We start from the raw sequence: 16,079 nt of genomic DNA on the forward strand, positions 1-16,079 counted from the left end.
TCTTCATTTATTACTGCGCCCCCAACTGCCTAAAAGCAGCATGGACATCGTTCACCCACCTTATATAAGGAAACCATGTCCATGGCTGACAACTATCAGCTCAACATCGGCTCCCTCAGGAGCCAGGTCCAGCTGACTCTCCACACCCACCATGCTGCTCGAATCTGGCTGGGCCGCCAGAAGACCGATGACAAACACAGCATCCTCGGGCTGGCGGGCTTCTGCCTCAAGATCAACCAGGTCGACCGTGGAGCGGCCCAGGACGACCCATACTCGGACTGGTGGATGATCAGGATTGAAGAGAAGATCCAGGAAGTGGACGATGCACTGAAGGCCATCGACAGCCGGCTGGATGAAGTGATGGCCCAGTTGCCCAAGGCGCTCGAAATCGGTGAGAACCTCTCCATTCAACCGCTGAAGCTGCCACTCTTCATCTCCAACCCGCTGGGCTTCAAGGGCGTCCATCTACTGACTCAATACGACGAAGTCGTCCGCCGCATCCTGCTGGCTCAGCACGTCGCCATGATCGGCCGCCGCGATGGCGAGATCTGGATCGACGAGGGTGCTCACCTGCTGCGCAGTCTTTTTGGACTGGCCCAGCTCCATCGATTCTCCGGTGCATCGCGTGACGACTTCGCCGCCAACAATGCACGGGCTGAAAACGCGCGCGAGATGTACAAGCGCTACGGCGACATCCCTCAGGACATCCTGGAGGGAACCCGCAGGTCGAACTTTGCCCCGCCCATTCGCCGTGTTTCCGCAGACCCGGTCGAGGATCTGGATGACGATCTCGAAGGCGAGGCCTGATTCTGATGCGTTTGGACCCCCAACCCATGGAGGCCCTGCAACAGGGTGCCTTCAAACCGCTGCAACAGGGTGCCTATCAGGCGCTGCAACAGAGTGCCTCACTAAAAGGCCTTTTAAAGCCCTTTAAAGGTAAGGGGGAGCTGATCCAGTTGGCGGAGCATTGCGCATCGCTGGAGGCAGGGTTGCGCGCCATTACCCAGGAAGTGCTGGCCCAGGTCCGTCAACATCCATTCGCCCTGCTGCCCGTCAGGCTCATCGAGCAAAACACAGCAGCTGGCACAACCTTTCTTCGCTGGCAAAGCGTGCAAGGTCGGCGCATGGGTGTCGGCGTATGGGCCCAGATGATCCACGCCCCCAAAACACCAACCCACTTGCTGCAGGACCTGTTTGCCCTGGAACAACACCGAATCACCCTGAACATGCAGATCAGCCTCATCCACTCAATCGGCAAACAGGCCGCCGAGTGCGCAGAAAAAATGGGGCAGGCCGAGGCCGAATATCAGGCTCGACTGCAGCAGGTCATGAACCCACCTCAACACTGAACGGAGATAGACCATGGGTACACCAGTAGTTTGGGAAGGCAACGTCGGTAACGCAGCTGAGCACCGTTCGTTCGCCAACGGAAACAAAGATCCGCGGCACATGCTGCGACTCAATGTGATGTTCGACAACTCGATCCCTGATGGCCAGGGTGGCTACAAGGATCGTGGGGGTTTCTGGTGCAACGTTGAGTGGTGGCATCAGGATGCCGAGCGCTTTGCTGAACTGTTCCAGAAAGGTATGCGGGTCCTGGTCATTGGCCGGGCGATCATGGACACCTGGAAAGACAAGCAAACGGGTGAAGACGTTTCGGCGCTGAAGGTCGAGGCAAGCCGCATCGCGATCCTCCCGCATCGTATCGAACAGATCACCCTGGCATCGAACGGCAATGGTCAGCGTCCGGCCAATCACCAGCAAGGTCAGGGGCGCAGTCAGACCAGCGGCGGCCACGCTCAAAACGTTCCTCAGCCGAGCCCCGACGACATGCGCCACTACAGCGAAGGCTTTGACGACGACATCCCCCTGTAGCCCCCCCCTTAATTTGGCGCGCCACATCGCGAAGCTCCTGGTGACAAGGATGTCACTTCGAGTTTCCCCTCCCTTCGATGGGGCATCTCCACGGCATTCTAGCCACAGCCTGGCAGGCGATTTTTCAGGCGCCTCTCGTGAAGTCACTGGGGGCAAGGACGGATCGTCGCCACCTCATTCCGCTTCGAGGTATCGCCCCATGCACCACGACTACCCGGAATATCCATCCGTCAAAGCGACTGTAGACCCCTCGCGCTACATGGATGCCGTTCGAGCTCTCAATGGCGTTCGCCAAGTCTTTTGCGACGGCGAATCCATCATGCTGCCGGAGGCCGAAGTGGAGGCCATCGAAATGCTTCGCCTCCGGTTCAATGCCACCTTTGAGTATGGGCAGGCCGAGGAGTATGAGTTTGCGACCAAGGCCCGGGATGCAGGGGTGAAAGCTGAGCTCCTTCGACTTGGGCAGGCAGTTTGCGACATCACAGGTCAACACGCTGAGGTGATGGTTCGTGCCGCACTGGAGGACCCCAGCGCTACGCTGCTGGCATGGTCGGCGCTCTACCGCTCAAGCATGATTCCCCACTAGCTGTGGCACACGGGCATTGGCGTGAGAGCTATTTTCAGGCGCGCCACTCGTGAAGTTTCCGGAGACAAGGACGGATCGTCGCTGTCCCTTCCTCTGAACCCGGCGTCTGATGCCTCACATCACCGGCGACAAGGACCTTCTGTTGCGGCCGCAGCTCGTGAAGCTCCTACGGCGAGGCCCGAACTCGTAGCCGAAGGGGCGCTGCAAGCAGCGCTTGCCCAGGTCAGGGGCACATTTGAAATGCCATGGTTGGCAATTACCATTTCCTGAAGGCATCTCCGCTCTACGGCTGCTAACTTGTATCGAAGTGAGCCACAGGGTCGTGAAAAACGCACTTGTCGGGGAATTACTGGTGGCCAGGTCGTTTGAGGCGTGACTCGCCCGGCGTGAACAGTGGCGCTGATGAGGAACAATCGATGCAGAACGAAGATGCCCAGGAGCGAAAAGCGGACAGGCGCCAGTTCAATAACCCCCATCCTGCGGTCGAGGCTGCTGGGGTTGAAGCCGCCGAGAAAGGGCTGCCCATATATGCCTGCCCCTACAAGCACCCTGCCATGCTTGCCTCCTGGCTGAAAGGGTACAAGCGCGCCCAGCAGCTCACCCTCAATTTTTGACCCTTCCTCCGTGGGCCTGAGCCCTACCGAATTCCCTCCCTTCCAGTTGACCATTTCGCGTTGTGCCGTCCCCGGTCGGCGGCAAGAGTGCTTCCTGATTTATCTGTGCAGGGGCACCCTATGAAACTCATGATCATCGAGGCACCGGGCAAGTTGAAGAAGCTTGGGCCCATGATGAAGAAGATCCGCCCTGGCGAGCACTGGGTGGTGGTGGCATCTGGTGGCCACATCCGTGATCTCCCCCAGTCGGGTCAGGACGACACGATGATCACAACCGGCGTCTTGAAGACCCTTCGTCCGGTCTACGAGATCCTGCCCAAGAGTGCCCGCAACGTCAGCACCATTCGCAAAGCGCTCAAGGACGCCACGGAGGTGTACATCGCCACCGACCCGGACCGGGAGGGGGAAAGTATCGCCTGGCACATACAGCAGGCGCTGGGGATCCGCGAGTACAAGCGAGTCACGTTCAATGAGATCACTCAAGCCAGAGTACGAGAGGGCCTGGCCAATGCACGGAGAATTGATGGGCAACTCGTTGCCTCACAAGAGTGCCGGCGAGTGCTGGACCGCCTGGTGGGCTATCTGGTCACGCAGGAGCTTCGCAGAGTCCTGGGCCTACCTACCTCCGCTGGTCGAGTTCAGTCACCTGCCCTCTACCTGGTGGTGTTGCGCGAGCGGGAAATCAGGAACTTCAAGGTGGTCCACCACTTCGGGGTAGAGCTGACCTTCAAGGATGAAACCACCGGTATGGACTGGACTGCCATATGGCAACCGGTCCCTGACTTCGCGAGCAAAGAAAACCCCTATATTCAGGACGGCACACTCGCGGCAAGGGTTGCCGCAACGCGCGCGGTTATTGTCGAGTCATGTGATGACGGCAAAAAGCGGCGCCCGCCACCCCCGCCGTTCATTTCATCCACCCTGCAGCAGGCGGCCAGCGTAGCGCTGAAATGGGACCCGGACAAAACCATGCAGGTCGCGCAGCGCCTGTACGAGCAGGGCGTGATCACCTACCACCGGACGGATAACCCCAACTTGGCCGATGAAGCCATGCCAGATATCCAGGCAGTGGCTCGCAGACAAGGCCTCGACGTTGTTGACGAGCGCCGGATGTTCAAGGCTGCGGATAGCGCCCAGGAAGGTCACCCCGCAATTGCGCCAACCGCGTGGGAGGATGAAGTCGCAGGCGAGTCCGCTGAAGAGCAAGCACTGTACAAGCTCATCCGGATCAGGGCGCTGGCCAGCCAGCTCTCAGACGCCATCTATGACGTGCGCATGGCCAAACTGCTGGCCAGGGGGCCGGATCAGAGGCCTCTGCGCTTCGCCGCGACTGGCAGCACTGTCGCCTATCTCGGCTGGATGAAGCTTTTGCAGAAGGACGAGACGGATGAAGAGTCGACAGACCTCCCCAAGAATCCGGTACCGGTGCTTGAGCCCAAACAGATCCTCAGCGTGCTTCAGGGTGAGGTGCTCAACCAGAAGACGAAGGCGCCTGCACGCTTCACCAAGGCCAGCCTGATCAAGGAGCTGGAGCGACTGGGGATCGGACGCCCCAGCACGTTTGCATCGATCATCAAGAACATCACCGGCAAAGGCCTGGTGGTAGAGGAGAAGCGCAAATTGGTCCCAGGCCCGTTGGGGGTGAGCACCATCGACCAGTTAGAGGGCCGCTTCAGCTTTGTCGAGCTGGCGTTCACCAGCACGCTGGAGAAGGACTTGGACCGAATCGCACGAGGAGAGCAGCAGTACGGTTCAGTGGTCGCCAAGTTCTATCAGCACCTGCAGAATGAGCTCAGCGAACTCCGGCAGGCGCCCTCGGTGACTATGGCACCGCGTGCATCTCGATCCGGCTCTGGCAACGGGGAAGGCCATGTCTGTGGCAAGTGTGGAATGCCACTCGTACGCAGACAGAAACGCGGTGAAGGCGGGTATGATTTCTGGGGGTGTACGGGATACAAAGCCAGTGGCTGCAAGGTCAGCTACCCCACAGTGAAAGGCAAGCCAGACATGAATAAGCCTAAGGGCCTGTAACCCCAGCCGGAGAAGACGGAATGTCTGTATACCAACGATTCTATGTTAAGACTTCTCAACCCCAGGAAGTTGAGCAGATGTTAATCGAGGCTCTAGGCGGGCCTGGTCAGTTCTATAAGGATGACAACGGAAGGTACTTGCGCCCAATCAAGGTCACGCTCGTGGATAACAGCTCAATCCAGCCCGAGCGCACCCATTGTGGAACACCCATCGATTCGAACGTTGAGACTGGCTGGTATTGGCTGGAATCCATAATGGACGTTGATAGCATCGAAGCTTCATGGGCGGCTTGGTTCTTTCTCATGTCGCCCCACGTTGAGACCGTTGCCGAGGACAACGAAATCTCGGGAGACGAGGTTGATGCCAAGGCAAACGTCATTGACCTGCATAGCCCTCCTTTCGGACAGACTTCCCCACTCTTCGGTCCTCTGGCAGGTGCCCCCCCCCCTCCCTGAATCGCCGGGACATCGGGAGGAACCACGACAGGCTCCTTGCTCCAGCCCACAAGGACTGTTCAGCAGCTTGCTGCAATTTGCCCGACGTTTTAGATGACTTAAAGGCCATCAGGCGTTAATTTCCGAGCGTTCGGATAATCATTCCCGCTGTGATCACGGTGACTTGATTGACAACCTGCGCGCTCCTCCAGGAGCGGGCACATGATTACAACCAACCTAAATCAAACCTCCATACTTTCACCTGTTACCCCCTCCCGCCGGATCGGGAGTGATGACTGATGAAGCGCCCACGCCTGCTGAATGGTCAATCGGTGTTGCTTGAGGCTGCCGTGTTTGACGGCTACGACATGGGCATCCTCATGCCTTACATCGAAGGCGCAAACAAGGTCATGCTCGCCCGTAGCGGGTTCTTCATCCGCCGCGGAGACCACCCGCTCTGCCGCTATTGGCGCGTGCCCAAGGCCAAGCTCATCGATGAGCTGGACCTCGTGTACCACCAGCTAATCGAGCTGGCCGGTGGCAAGATCAGTGAGTCATGGCAGGCATTCCGCCAGAAGATCGAGAGCGCACTGGCCAACCCACGCCGAGACGCTTTCATCTCCGGAATGCTGCTGCGAATTGCCCCGTTGGCCGACGGCGGTGTGCTGCTGTCCGGAGATTATCATCCTGGAGTCGTCGCAGTGGCCCGCCGGATGCGGGGAGTGTTCTTGGGCAAATCCAGCTCGTGGCGAGTCAACGCCACCGCCGAGATCCTGCGCAGCAACCTGGTCCTGGAGCTCGGTCTTGTAGAGGATCAGTTCGAGATCCTGGACGTTGTACAGGAGCTCCTGGGCGATGGCTCTGTGACTCCAGCAGCAGACATCCCGCGCATCAGCCTGGGCGGTGCTCCTCAGGAACCCTCGACAGCCGCCAGCGGTGAGGAGAGCTCCAACGATATCTACCTCGCTGCCGTCTCGCCGATCGAACGGACCGAGTTCTCAGATGCCACGATCGCACAGGCCCTAGTCGGCTATTCCCTCCTCGATCACCAGCCTGCTGGCATTGCTCACCTGCTCCAGCGCACCAGCGCACTGCTGGCTGACGATATGGGGCTCGGCAAGACGCGCCAGGCCATCATCGCGGCGCATATCAGTGCAGCCGGTCGCCCGATCATGGTGGTGACCCTTTCCTCGTTGCTGATCAACTGGCAACGCGAAATCCTTGCGGTCTACCCTGACGCGACAGTCGCGGTGCAGAAGCACGACCCACTGGTCCAATGGATGCTGATCAACTACGAACGCCTCGGCGACTACGTGCTGCTGGCTGAGCATTACCACGTTCTAGTGGTCGACGAGGCGCACCAGTTGAAGGAGCCGACTGCCGAGCGTACACGCCATGGCTTCGATATCGCAGCCAAGGTGCCGAATCGCTATCTGCTGACAGGAACGCCTGTCCTCAATCGCGAGACGGAGCTGCACACCCTGCTACGTCTATCGGGGCACCCGGTCGGCCAGTTGCCCCTCAGCGATTTCTGCGAACGCTTCGCCGGCAGCCCAGAGTTCCGGCAAAACCTCCGGGCAGAACTGGGCGACTGGATGCTTCGCCGGCGTAAAGACGTTCTGCCCGGGCTCAAGGGTAAGCACCGGCAGTTGCTGCCCGTGGCGATGGGGGTGGAGGAACGGAAGACGTACGACAGCATCCGCCTCGAGGACAGGCCCATCTTTGCCAGACTCGGCGCGCTTCGCCATTACCTGGAACAGGTGAAGATCAGAGTCGCTATGGATCTGCTGGGCGAGCTGGACCCCGAGGACAAAGTCATCCTGTTCTGCGAGTTCAAACCCACAGTCGCACGCCTCAAGGAGCTGTGCGATGCAGCCGGTATCGGGAACGTCACCCTGGTCGGCAGTGACTCACTCACCAAGCGCCAGAAGGCGATCGACAAGTTCCAGGGCGATCCCGACTGCAGGGCTTTCATCTGCACCACCCAAGCCGCCGGTACCGGCAACAACCTCACAGCCGCCAACTACGTCTTCTTCCTGGGCCTGCCCTGGACACCCGGACAACAGGATCAGGCCGAGGACCGGGCGTACCGGAATGGTCAGCTCAGGACGGTGATCGTGAAGATCCCCCTTGTGGAGAACAGCATCGATCAGCAGCTCTGGCAGATGCTCTTGGCGAAGCGCCAAGTCAGCTTGGAGCTCATTGAGCCAGAAGAGCAGCAAGACGTAATTGCCAAGGCAACGCTCGCAGCGACTATCAGCCAGTAGCTTCAGTGGGATCAGTTCTCAATACCTGTCGTGGCCATGGAAAGCTGAACTCCATCGGCAACATTCGTTTTGTATTATCATCGTGCCAGCATTGGATGGTTTAACGGTACGGACATGAAAAAAAACGCAATGAAGCGAGATATCCGCGTAATCTCGCTAGATAAGGTCAAGCTCGACCAGGAAAACGTACGTTTCGGCAACGACGTTGCCCAGAACCAACGTGAAGCAATCAAGCTCATGCTGGCAGACCCTGACGACGCAAAGAAAATTCTTCGTCTCGCTGAGCACATTGTTGAGCACGGGCTTGATCCGACCGAGCTGCAACTGGTCACTCCAGACGAGGAAGGCAACTTCATCGTTCTTGAGGGAAACCGTCGCCTTACTGCCCTAAAGCTGTTGCAGCGACCGGACCTGTGTCCGACTGAACGCGGCTACAAGGGCTTCCTAAAAGCTCACAATAACCTAGCGGACGGTGTGCCGGATGACCTGCAATGCAGTGTTGTACCCACCCGAGCAGATGGCGATATTTGGATTGAGCTTAAGCATACTGGCGAGAACCGAGGCGTCGGGAGGGTAAACTGGGATAGTGATATTCGAGACGAACGCCGGGCGCGCCAGACAGGGATCGACTCCATCGGCCGCCAACTTAGAAATTTGGTTAATGACAACCAACATATATTTAGTCAAAAAGCTGCACTCGACTGCCTCGAAGTTGACGTAACAACGTTGACTCGTATTTTTCAGTCGACTACTGGCCAGAATCTCTTCCGCCTCAAAGTTGAGAACAAAACACTCACCCCACAGCTCCCACTGGAGCACATAGCACCGTCCGTTGAGTTCATACTGGACATGTTTTCAGCTCACGGGTACAACGTAAACGATGTCAGAGCTGACACTGACCGTATAAAAACCTTTGGACATATTCCTCCTGAGATTCTCCCTGACAAGCTGGCCGAGGCTGCGAAAGGCAAAGCCAAACCGTCCCCCCTTCCTGGAACTGATAACGGTACCGGCGGCAATAGCCACGGAGGGAAGGATGGTAGTAGTGACACCACTAGGGATGGCCCTAATAAGGCAGGCCCAACAGCAGACCCGACAGGGGGAGATAAGAACGACCAAAGAAAACCAGAAGTGGAAAAAGAGCCAGGTATTCGAGCTAAACCTCAGCAGCGCGCCCGTAAATATCTGCTACCTTGGTCCTTCAGCATTCCAAACTCTCGAATCAACGCTATCTATCGAGAGCTCCGCTCTGTTCTAAAAGTTGATGACTGCCCAAACGCCACCGCAGTTACTTTCCGGGTATTCTTAGAAATCACCTGCGATGAGTACATAAAGCAAAAGAAAGACGCGGGCACTCCAATTATACGCTGGGATACACAAAAAGAAGTTCGAGGCGGCGCAGAGGGAGATAAGCTTGCGACAAAGGTGCAAGCCGTAATCAAGTATCTTCAAACAGAAAAATTGGTTGCCACTGGGCCGGCGAAAGCTATCTTCAAGCGAGCAGGCTCATTTGACCAACCCGGGTCGATTGATCACTTCAACTTGTTCGTACATAGCGCCCATGGTGCACCCATGCCGTCAGAGCTGAAGGACGTCGCGGAGGAATATCGCCCATTGTTCGAAGCGATCTGGTGCTGAACCATTGGAAAATACCTTGGTGTGTGCTTTCATGTACAGATTGATAGAATGGAACCAGATTCATGGGCGCTTCTAAGGTATTTTCTACTCCGCTACGCTACCCTGGTGGTAAAGGAAAATTTGCTCACTTCATTAAACGTATGTTTGAAGTAAACAATTTACTCGACGGGCATTATGCCGAACCTTATGCTGGTGGCGCGGGAGTAGCTTTGGAACTTATGTTTCATGAATATGCATCGGTCATTCATATAAACGACCTTGATCCAGCCATTTATGCATTCTGGCAGTCGGCAGTCCACCACACAGATGAGATCAGCAAAGCTATACATGATACACCTGTCACTATGGAAAACTGGCACAAGTTCAAAGCGGTTTTAGCCAACCCACAAGACTGCTCTATTGTTGACCTCGCAATGGCTACATTCTTCCTCAACCGGACTAATCGATCAGGAATCCTGAAGGCTGGTGTAATCGGGGGGAAAGAGCAGTCTGGCAAATGGAAACTAGATGTTCGCTTCAATAAACCAGATTTAATTAAACGCATTGAACTAATCGGAAAATACAAAAACCGCATAAAAATCTATAATGAAGATGCGCTAGAATTCATCAATAACATTATACCAACTCTACCCCAAAAATCTCTCACCTACCTCGACCCACCGTATTACATAAAAGGGTCGGGACTTTATCGAAATTTTTACATTCACGACGATCACGTCCAGATTGCAAACGCACTTGGAAGCACAGACAGACCTTGGATCGTCTCTTACGATAACGTCGAAGAAATTAAATCAATATATTCCGACTATCGCCAAGACGAATATTTTCTCAGCTATACAGCGCAGGATAAGAGAAAGGGCTCCGAAGTTATGATATACGGCCCGCATATTAAAGCCCCAGAGAGCGGCCTGAACCGCGTAGCTTCGTGAAACTTAACTACCATACATTCTTTACGTTACTCGTGCAGAAACCCATATCTGCGCAACACTGACCTCCTGCTGAATATGCTCCGTCTCCTGGCTGGCCTCATCCAAAGATACCAAGTGGGAAGTAGTGTTCAGCACGATCGATAGCCCGTAGATTTGCGTGGGAGGTTGATCAGCAAGCGTGCGATCTCCCAGGCCCATCCGAATTCAACGTAGATCGGTGAACCATATTTCTCGCCGGTCTTCCGACAGACCCAGCATTCGCCATCAAAACGCACTCCCCTGATGATCTCGGTAACGTCATAAACATCATCAGGTACGAGCACCCCTTCCCCGCCCAGAATGCCTTGGGCGATCGAATGGTTACCGCCGTTGACCCAAGCTATGTTCAACGGCTGCATCAGGGTCACGCTATGGTTTGGATCCTGCACGAACGCGCCCAGTTCACGCCCCTCCCCGATCATGCCGAGGCTGTTGAGTATGCTGCTTTCCGACCACAAAGTCGGGATTACCATATCACTGGCCAACCGGATGCTTGAGCTCTGATCCACTGGCCGACGGCAACTCTTCAGCAGAAATGCGGCCCAAGTGCCGTGATCGGCATAACCATCCCACAGCCCACCAAGTGAGTTCATCCAGTGCAGCGACTGAGGGCCCGCATGCCGAGGTCGAAGCAGTGCGTCTCGTAAGTGGATGGCCTGAACGGGCCTGAGCACAATCTTTATGAGGTCTTCCAGACTGCGCCGATTGTTATCAGCTCCGAGTCTGTTCGCCCACTCCATTAGGTGATCGAAAGCGGCAATTCGACTGTCGAGCATTATCATCTCCGTTGATTTTTTCAGTTCGAGGCCAGGCCAACCTCGGCTCCCCAAGCGGCAACTTACTTGCGTTCCATCAAGCGCGCCGGAAATTCTAACTCTGTGTGATATTGATTTTCTGCTGCATGAGAATCTGCTGGCTGTCACCGTGCCCTCAATGACTACAGGGGGCCTCATGATCAGGCAGTTGACCACTCTCTCGCTCGCGGCACTCGTTGCTGGTTGTGCGATTCAGAAGGCTGAGCAGCCGCCGAAGCCGGCGTTCGATAGCAGCCGTAATCCCGAATGGCTGTCTCCGGACATCTACCCGAACGGTGCAAGTCCGGAGAAGGAACCGGTCGTTCGGTATGGCCGCTACACCTTGGTGAGCACCCAACCCGATGCGAGCCAGCGCGACCTGATGGCACAGATCATCGACGTGACCATCCCGTCCAGTATGAACCCGAGCGTTCGGGATGCCATGCTCTACGTGGTCGACCGGTCAGGGTACGCCCTCTGCCCGCCCAGCTCGCAGCACGTCAACATCCTGTACACCCGACCTCTGCCGGCAGCCCAGTACAAACTTGGCCCGATGACGCTGCGCAATACCCTCCAGATCCTCGCCGGCCCAGCCTGGCAGGTGAAGATCGATGAAGTGAACCGTCAGGTGTGCTTCGTGCTTCGCCCCGGTTACCAACTGCCAACCCCGTCGACGCCGACAGGCCAGCTCTACGCCGAAAATGCGCGGGCTTCTGAAGCCAGCTCCGCCACACCGGCCTCGACGCCAGGCATAGTCGTCGCCGCAGTACCTACTCCCGCCCCCATCTCCCCGACTACGTCCGCTGTCGCAGCCCCAGCGCCAGTGGCTCCCGCGCTCCCCCCAGTGGCACCCGCCAAGGATGGCTCTATCCCGGCTGCGATGGTAACCACCGCGGCTAAACCTTCGACACCTGCGCCCCCAGCACCGAAAGCGCCCAACCAACTTGCAACATCCAAGCCATCGGCTGCCGTGACCACTACAGCAGTGGCGGCTCCGGCCATCGAGGTCAAGCCAGCCCCACCACCCCGGCCGCTGCCCCAGGTATGGACGGCCGAAGTTGGATCAACTCTGCGCGATAGCGTTGAGGAATGGGCCAAAAAAGCACGGTGGCGCGTGATCTGGGCCCAGGAAGACCTCAACTATCCCATCGAGGCACCGCTGCACTTCGAGGGCTCGTTCCAGGAAGCCGTCAAGCAGCTGTTCCCGCTCTACGACAATGCCCCGCGATCCTTCGTAGTCGATGGTAGCGAAGGCTCCCAGAGCGTCTTGTACGTCGCTGAGAGGAAGAAGAAATGATCAAGTTTCGTTGGGCCCACTGGGCACTGACTCCAATTGCCCTGGCCCTGCTGAGCAGTTGTGCCGTGCAACGGGTCAATGAGTCGTTCAACCGAGCAGAGTTCCAGGGCCGCACGGCTAGCCAGTACAACAAGTTCCTGCAGAACCAGCAGCCACAGCTGAGCCGCGATACGGTCGTTTTCAGCAATAAGCCGTGGGTCTCTACGGAGCCGCTGGTGACCAGGCGCGGGCTCCCGTTCAGCCTGGACCGTGACATAGCCTATCGGCCTGCAGGCCCAGTGTCGATCACCGACGTGGCTCAGCTGATCACCAAGGAAACCGGGCTGCAGGTCATTGTAGCGCCTGACGCATTGAACCCCGGCATCCTCTCCTCGAAGTCTGCCGGCAATACCGCACGCGGCGCCGCTCAGGCTGTACCTGATCCAGACAGCCTAGCGGGCCTTCTGCCAAATGGCATGACGGGGGCAATGCCAGGCAGCGCAAGCTCATTCGACTTGGGCCTCAGCAGCGGAGGACTGATCTCCGGGCTGAACTACAACGGCAAAACCTCCGGGCTGCTTAACCAGGCCACCTCACGCCTGGGGCTGTCATGGCACTTCGACCCTGAGCTGCAGGGCGTGCGCATTACCTACTTCGACACCCGCACCTTCGACGTGTGGACATTCGGTGACGAGTTGGAGATCGAGAGTACCGTCAAGTCGGGCCTACTGACCTCCACCGGCAACGGCGACTCAGGCTCTTCGAACTCTTCGGGGGGAGCCACGGGTGAATCAGGCAGCAACCAGAGCACCAAATCCACGTACAAGACCTCGCTGATGAGCGACATCGAGAGCAACGTCAAGGCCATGCTCAGCATGCAGCCTCCAGGGCGGCTGTATCTCTCTCGCTCCACCGGCACGCTCACCGTTAGCGACCGGCCGGAGGTGCTGAATCGAATCTCGGCCTACCTGAAAGAGACCAACCGCAGCATCACTCGCCAGGTGCTGTTCAACGTCAAGGTCTACGAGGTGAACTTCAGCGACAGCGACCAGACGGCGGTCAACTGGAGCGCTGTCTACAAGTCCGTCTCTGGAAAATGGGGTTTCGGCCTGAGCAACACCGTCGCCGGCATCAGCTCTGAGGCGATCTCGGCCAGCGGCAGCATTCTCGATACGTCCAGCTCTCCGTGGGCGGGCTCCAAGGCCGTCGTACAAGCCCTGTCAGAACAGGGGCGTGTCTCCGAAGTGCGATCGCCATCGGTGACCACGCTGAACCTGCAGCCGGCACCGATCCAGATCGGAAACGTCCAAAGCTATGTCGCCTCCAGCTCGACCACCACCACCGCATCGGTCGGCTCCAGCACCGCACTGACGCCGGCGACAATCACCAGTGGCTTCAACATGATGTTGCTGCCCAAGCTCCTGGACAAAGAAAACATGCTGCTGATGATCACCCTCAGCATCAGCAGCAAGCCGATCTTCAAGGACTTCGAGAGCAACGACTCCAAGGTCCAGACCACGGACTACGACACCAAGAACGTGGCACCAAAGGTCCGTCTGCGCAGCGGTGAGACGCTGATTCTCACCGGGTTCGACGAGAACGGGGATGACGCGCGTAAATCCGGCGTTGGCAGTCCCAGCTTCTTTGGCTTGGGTGGCGGGCGAACTCGCTCAACGTCCCACAGCGCCCTGGTGGTGTTGGTGACACCAATTGTCCTCCCGGACAACCTGTAAGTGGTGGCGCTCTTGAACACCGACACCCCTAAACCGTCAAGCCGGGTGCAGACCATCCAGCACCGTGGGCGCGTCTTCGTTACAGGGATGCTCTGGATTCCCCTGGGCAACATGACGAGTTACATGAAGGAGGCGCGGCAATACGGCCAGGAACATAGCCTGGATATCGTCGCGATCCGAAGAACCTCACTCATGATCCAGGCGGGCTTTGTGTCCCGAACCTCGGATGTCAACAAGGGGATGTACTCACTGGCCGCAACGTTGGCCGGCCAGTTAGGGGATTCGTGGATTGCCGCCTGGGCGGTCGACGCAGATCAAGACCGTTATGCCATCGTTGCCGTTCACGAAGGCCGGATCATCCCCGGTTGCGACCTGATCGGCACTGCAGCTGAAGTCCGCAAGCGAGTGCAACAACAGCGCAGTCGCGGTATTCAATTCGATCGAGAGTTCCTCCCCCCTGAGTTCTCCATGGGCGGTGAAGCTCTCGACATCGATGAGCTGCTCCAGCCGTCCCGGCTCAAGCGCGAGTACCGGCTGCGCCCTCTTGTGTTCGGCATGTCCAAGGCGGAACTGGCTCAGTTGCTCCTGGTTGTTCTGCTGGTAGGAGGGGGCCTGCTGGCATGGTCGCAATGGAAAGACCATCAAGCTGAAGTCGCTCGGCAAGCTGCCATAGCGGCTGAGAAAAAGCGCCTTGAGGAACTGGCCGAGCTGCAGAAGAAAACGGGTACCGAGCAACCCATACAAGCGCTGGAACACCCCTGGGCGAAGCAACCCTCGGTCACCGACTTCGTGGAGACTTGCAGTCAGGTGATCTACCAACTGCCCCTGAACATTCAGGGATGGTCATTCGACAAGGCCGAGTGCAATGGGTCCCAGGTCATGGCGACTTATCACCGGGATGGCAACAGCAACGCGCTCGGCCTGGCGAAAGCTACTGCCAACCACTTCTCCATGCGTCCAGAGTTTGCCGAGCAAGGCAACACCGCCACCCTGAGGTTCGACATCTCCGTCGGCGCCGCGGGTGATGATCCGTTGCTCGAAGCCAGTGATGCTCTCGAAGCTTTGACCACCTGGTTCCACAGTTTCTCTCAGGAACCGCAGTTACAACCGATGCAGGTGGTTGTACCTCAGGAACCTGCTCTACCAGGGCAACCCGCGCCACCACCACCGCCGCCGCCTCAGTGGAAACAGTATCAACTGTCCTACACCACCGGCGTTCTGCCTTACGACTCCTTCAATGGCGCCCCTACTCAGGGACTTCGCCTGCAGGAGATCAAGACCGAATACAAGGCCGACCACTTGATCTGGTCAGTCACAGGAGTCCTGTATGCAAAATAAGCTCAGCCTGGTTCTGCTGTCGCTCTGGCTGCCGATCACCGTCGTACAAGCAGCTGAGCCTGGTCTTTCTGGCATCGACGTCGGCGAGCTGGGCAGGGTGCAAAGCGAAACCATCTTGTTCAAAGCTCAAACCGAGCGGAACAAAGCAGAGCGCACAGCTTCCGGCGAGTCGGACGTCCAGCAGGCGCAGCAAGTGCAGCAGGTGCTGCCGCAGGCTGGTGGATTCCCGACACCTTCGATACCCACTACCCCCGGCATCCGCCTGCCGGTGTTGCCAGTGGTGAAGCAAATTAGCGGCTCCGGCCAGAAGCTCCGGGCCACGCTGCTCTATAGCGGCGGCTCCGAGATCGATGCGCAGCCCGGCAGTGAGTTGCCGGAAGGATTTCGTGTTCTGCAGGTCACGCTCGATGGTGTTGTCCTGGTCCGCGAAGGGAAGCGGTTCCCACTGGTATTCGGTAACCGAGCGAGCACGACCCAACCACAGATGGGCCTTCCTGGTCTGATTCCTGGGCAACAATGAGGCGT

At 57.6% G+C, this 16,079-nt stretch carries 15 protein-coding genes; 14 read left to right on the top strand and 1 reads right to left on the bottom strand.

Annotated features, from left to right (window positions below; all coding sequences use genetic code 11):
- Positions 1-81 precede the first annotated feature (81 nt).
- The 10 genes from NP552_RS04390 to NP552_RS04435 all read left to right on the top strand — a co-directional run bounded on the left by NP552_RS04390 (position 82) and on the right by NP552_RS04435 (position 10,374).
- On the top strand, positions 82-807 hold the full coding sequence (locus tag NP552_RS04390) for a PFL_4669 family integrating conjugative element protein (protein WP_274096469.1): 726 nt from the start codon (positions 82-84) through the stop codon (positions 805-807).
- Positions 808-833: 26 nt separating this feature from the next.
- Positions 834-1,349 (top strand): DUF3158 family protein, encoded by a 516-nt coding sequence (locus NP552_RS04395; RefSeq protein ID WP_230852995.1) that lies wholly within the window; start codon positions 834-836, stop codon positions 1,347-1,349.
- Between the two features lie 13 nt (positions 1,350-1,362).
- Positions 1,363-1,875, top strand: a complete 513-nt coding sequence (locus NP552_RS04400) for a single-stranded DNA-binding protein (protein WP_028700191.1) — start codon at positions 1,363-1,365, stop codon at positions 1,873-1,875.
- 199 nt (positions 1,876-2,074) lie between these two features.
- The gene (locus NP552_RS04405; RefSeq protein WP_103463305.1) at positions 2,075-2,461 is read left to right on the top strand and encodes a hypothetical protein; all 387 of its coding nucleotides are present in this window, start codon (positions 2,075-2,077) and stop codon (positions 2,459-2,461) included.
- Between the two features lie 416 nt (positions 2,462-2,877).
- Complete coding sequence (locus NP552_RS04410; RefSeq protein WP_023660706.1) at positions 2,878-3,075, top strand: CrpP family ICE-associated protein; 198 nt, start codon at positions 2,878-2,880, stop codon at positions 3,073-3,075.
- A 120-nt stretch (positions 3,076-3,195) separates the two neighbouring features.
- Positions 3,196-5,106 carry a DNA topoisomerase gene (locus NP552_RS04415; protein WP_274096470.1) on the top strand — a complete coding sequence of 637 codons (1,911 nt, stop codon included), beginning with the start codon at positions 3,196-3,198 and terminating at the stop codon, positions 5,104-5,106.
- Positions 5,107-5,126: 20 nt separating this feature from the next.
- A complete protein-coding gene (locus NP552_RS04420) occupies positions 5,127-5,561 on the top strand; it encodes a hypothetical protein (RefSeq protein ID WP_274096471.1) in 435 nt (144 codons plus the stop codon).
- A 278-nt stretch (positions 5,562-5,839) separates the two neighbouring features.
- Positions 5,840-7,807 carry a DEAD/DEAH box helicase gene (locus tag NP552_RS04425; protein WP_274096472.1) on the top strand — a complete coding sequence of 656 codons (1,968 nt, stop codon included), beginning with the start codon at positions 5,840-5,842 and terminating at the stop codon, positions 7,805-7,807.
- Between the two features lie 114 nt (positions 7,808-7,921).
- On the top strand, positions 7,922-9,445 hold the full coding sequence (locus NP552_RS04430) for a hypothetical protein (protein WP_274096473.1): 1,524 nt from the start codon (positions 7,922-7,924) through the stop codon (positions 9,443-9,445).
- A 62-nt stretch (positions 9,446-9,507) separates the two neighbouring features.
- Entirely contained in the window at positions 9,508-10,374 is an 867-nt protein-coding gene (locus NP552_RS04435; protein WP_274096474.1) for a DNA adenine methylase, read from the top strand.
- Between the two features lie 128 nt (positions 10,375-10,502).
- On the opposite strand, the gene NP552_RS04440 is transcribed toward NP552_RS04435, so the two are convergent.
- Positions 10,503-11,189 (bottom strand): DUF6710 family protein, encoded by a 687-nt coding sequence (locus tag NP552_RS04440; protein ID WP_274096475.1) that lies wholly within the window; start codon positions 11,187-11,189, stop codon positions 10,503-10,505.
- Positions 11,190-11,364: 175 nt separating this feature from the next.
- On the opposite strand from NP552_RS04440, the gene pilL2 reads away from it, so the two are divergent.
- From pilL2 to pilP, 4 genes are read left to right on the top strand one after another with little or no spacing between them, the layout of a single operon-like run.
- Positions 11,365-12,504, top strand: coding sequence for a PFGI-1 class ICE element type IV pilus protein PilL2 (gene pilL2 / locus NP552_RS04445; RefSeq protein ID WP_274096476.1), 1,140 nt, complete (start codon positions 11,365-11,367; stop codon positions 12,502-12,504).
- The gene (pilN, locus tag NP552_RS04450; protein ID WP_274096477.1) at positions 12,501-14,216 is read left to right on the top strand and encodes a PilN family type IVB pilus formation outer membrane protein; all 1,716 of its coding nucleotides are present in this window, start codon (positions 12,501-12,503) and stop codon (positions 14,214-14,216) included. Before pilL2 ends, pilN begins: the two co-directional genes overlap by 4 nt.
- 3 nt (positions 14,217-14,219) lie before the next feature.
- A complete protein-coding gene (gene pilO2 / locus NP552_RS04455; RefSeq protein ID WP_274096573.1) occupies positions 14,220-15,554 on the top strand; it encodes a type 4b pilus protein PilO2 in 1,335 nt (444 codons plus the stop codon).
- Positions 15,544-16,074 carry a type IV pilus biogenesis protein PilP gene (gene pilP, locus NP552_RS04460; protein WP_225231631.1) on the top strand — a complete coding sequence of 177 codons (531 nt, stop codon included), beginning with the start codon at positions 15,544-15,546 and terminating at the stop codon, positions 16,072-16,074. The genes pilO2 and pilP overlap by 11 nt, the downstream gene beginning before the upstream one ends.
- The last annotated feature ends 5 nt before the right edge of the window (positions 16,075-16,079 follow it).

The organism is Pseudomonas sp. 8209 (assembly GCF_028682105.1).
Taxonomy (GTDB): domain Bacteria; phylum Pseudomonadota; class Gammaproteobacteria; order Pseudomonadales; family Pseudomonadaceae; genus Aquipseudomonas; species Aquipseudomonas palmensis.

Coding starts and splice junctions, on each gene's coding strand:
- NP552_RS04405 (WP_103463305.1), top strand. CDS start 2,075: ATGCACCACGACTACCCGGAATATCCATCCGTCAAAGCGACTGTAGAC.
- NP552_RS04415 (WP_274096470.1), top strand. CDS start 3,196: ATGAAACTCATGATCATCGAGGCACCGGGCAAGTTGAAGAAGCTTGGG.
- pilL2 (WP_274096476.1), top strand. CDS start 11,365: ATGATCAGGCAGTTGACCACTCTCTCGCTCGCGGCACTCGTTGCTGGT.
- NP552_RS04420 (WP_274096471.1), top strand. CDS start 5,127: ATGTCTGTATACCAACGATTCTATGTTAAGACTTCTCAACCCCAGGAA.
- NP552_RS04425 (WP_274096472.1), top strand. CDS start 5,840: ATGAAGCGCCCACGCCTGCTGAATGGTCAATCGGTGTTGCTTGAGGCT.
- NP552_RS04410 (WP_023660706.1), top strand. CDS start 2,878: ATGCAGAACGAAGATGCCCAGGAGCGAAAAGCGGACAGGCGCCAGTTC.
- NP552_RS04390 (WP_274096469.1), top strand. CDS start 82: ATGGCTGACAACTATCAGCTCAACATCGGCTCCCTCAGGAGCCAGGTC.
- pilN (WP_274096477.1), top strand. CDS start 12,501: ATGATCAAGTTTCGTTGGGCCCACTGGGCACTGACTCCAATTGCCCTG.
- pilP (WP_225231631.1), top strand. CDS start 15,544: ATGCAAAATAAGCTCAGCCTGGTTCTGCTGTCGCTCTGGCTGCCGATC.
- NP552_RS04440 (WP_274096475.1), bottom strand. CDS start 11,189: ATGCTCGACAGTCGAATTGCCGCTTTCGATCACCTAATGGAGTGGGCG.
- NP552_RS04435 (WP_274096474.1), top strand. CDS start 9,508: ATGGGCGCTTCTAAGGTATTTTCTACTCCGCTACGCTACCCTGGTGGT.
- NP552_RS04395 (WP_230852995.1), top strand. CDS start 834: ATGGAGGCCCTGCAACAGGGTGCCTTCAAACCGCTGCAACAGGGTGCC.
- NP552_RS04430 (WP_274096473.1), top strand. CDS start 7,922: ATGAAAAAAAACGCAATGAAGCGAGATATCCGCGTAATCTCGCTAGAT.
- NP552_RS04400 (WP_028700191.1), top strand. CDS start 1,363: ATGGGTACACCAGTAGTTTGGGAAGGCAACGTCGGTAACGCAGCTGAG.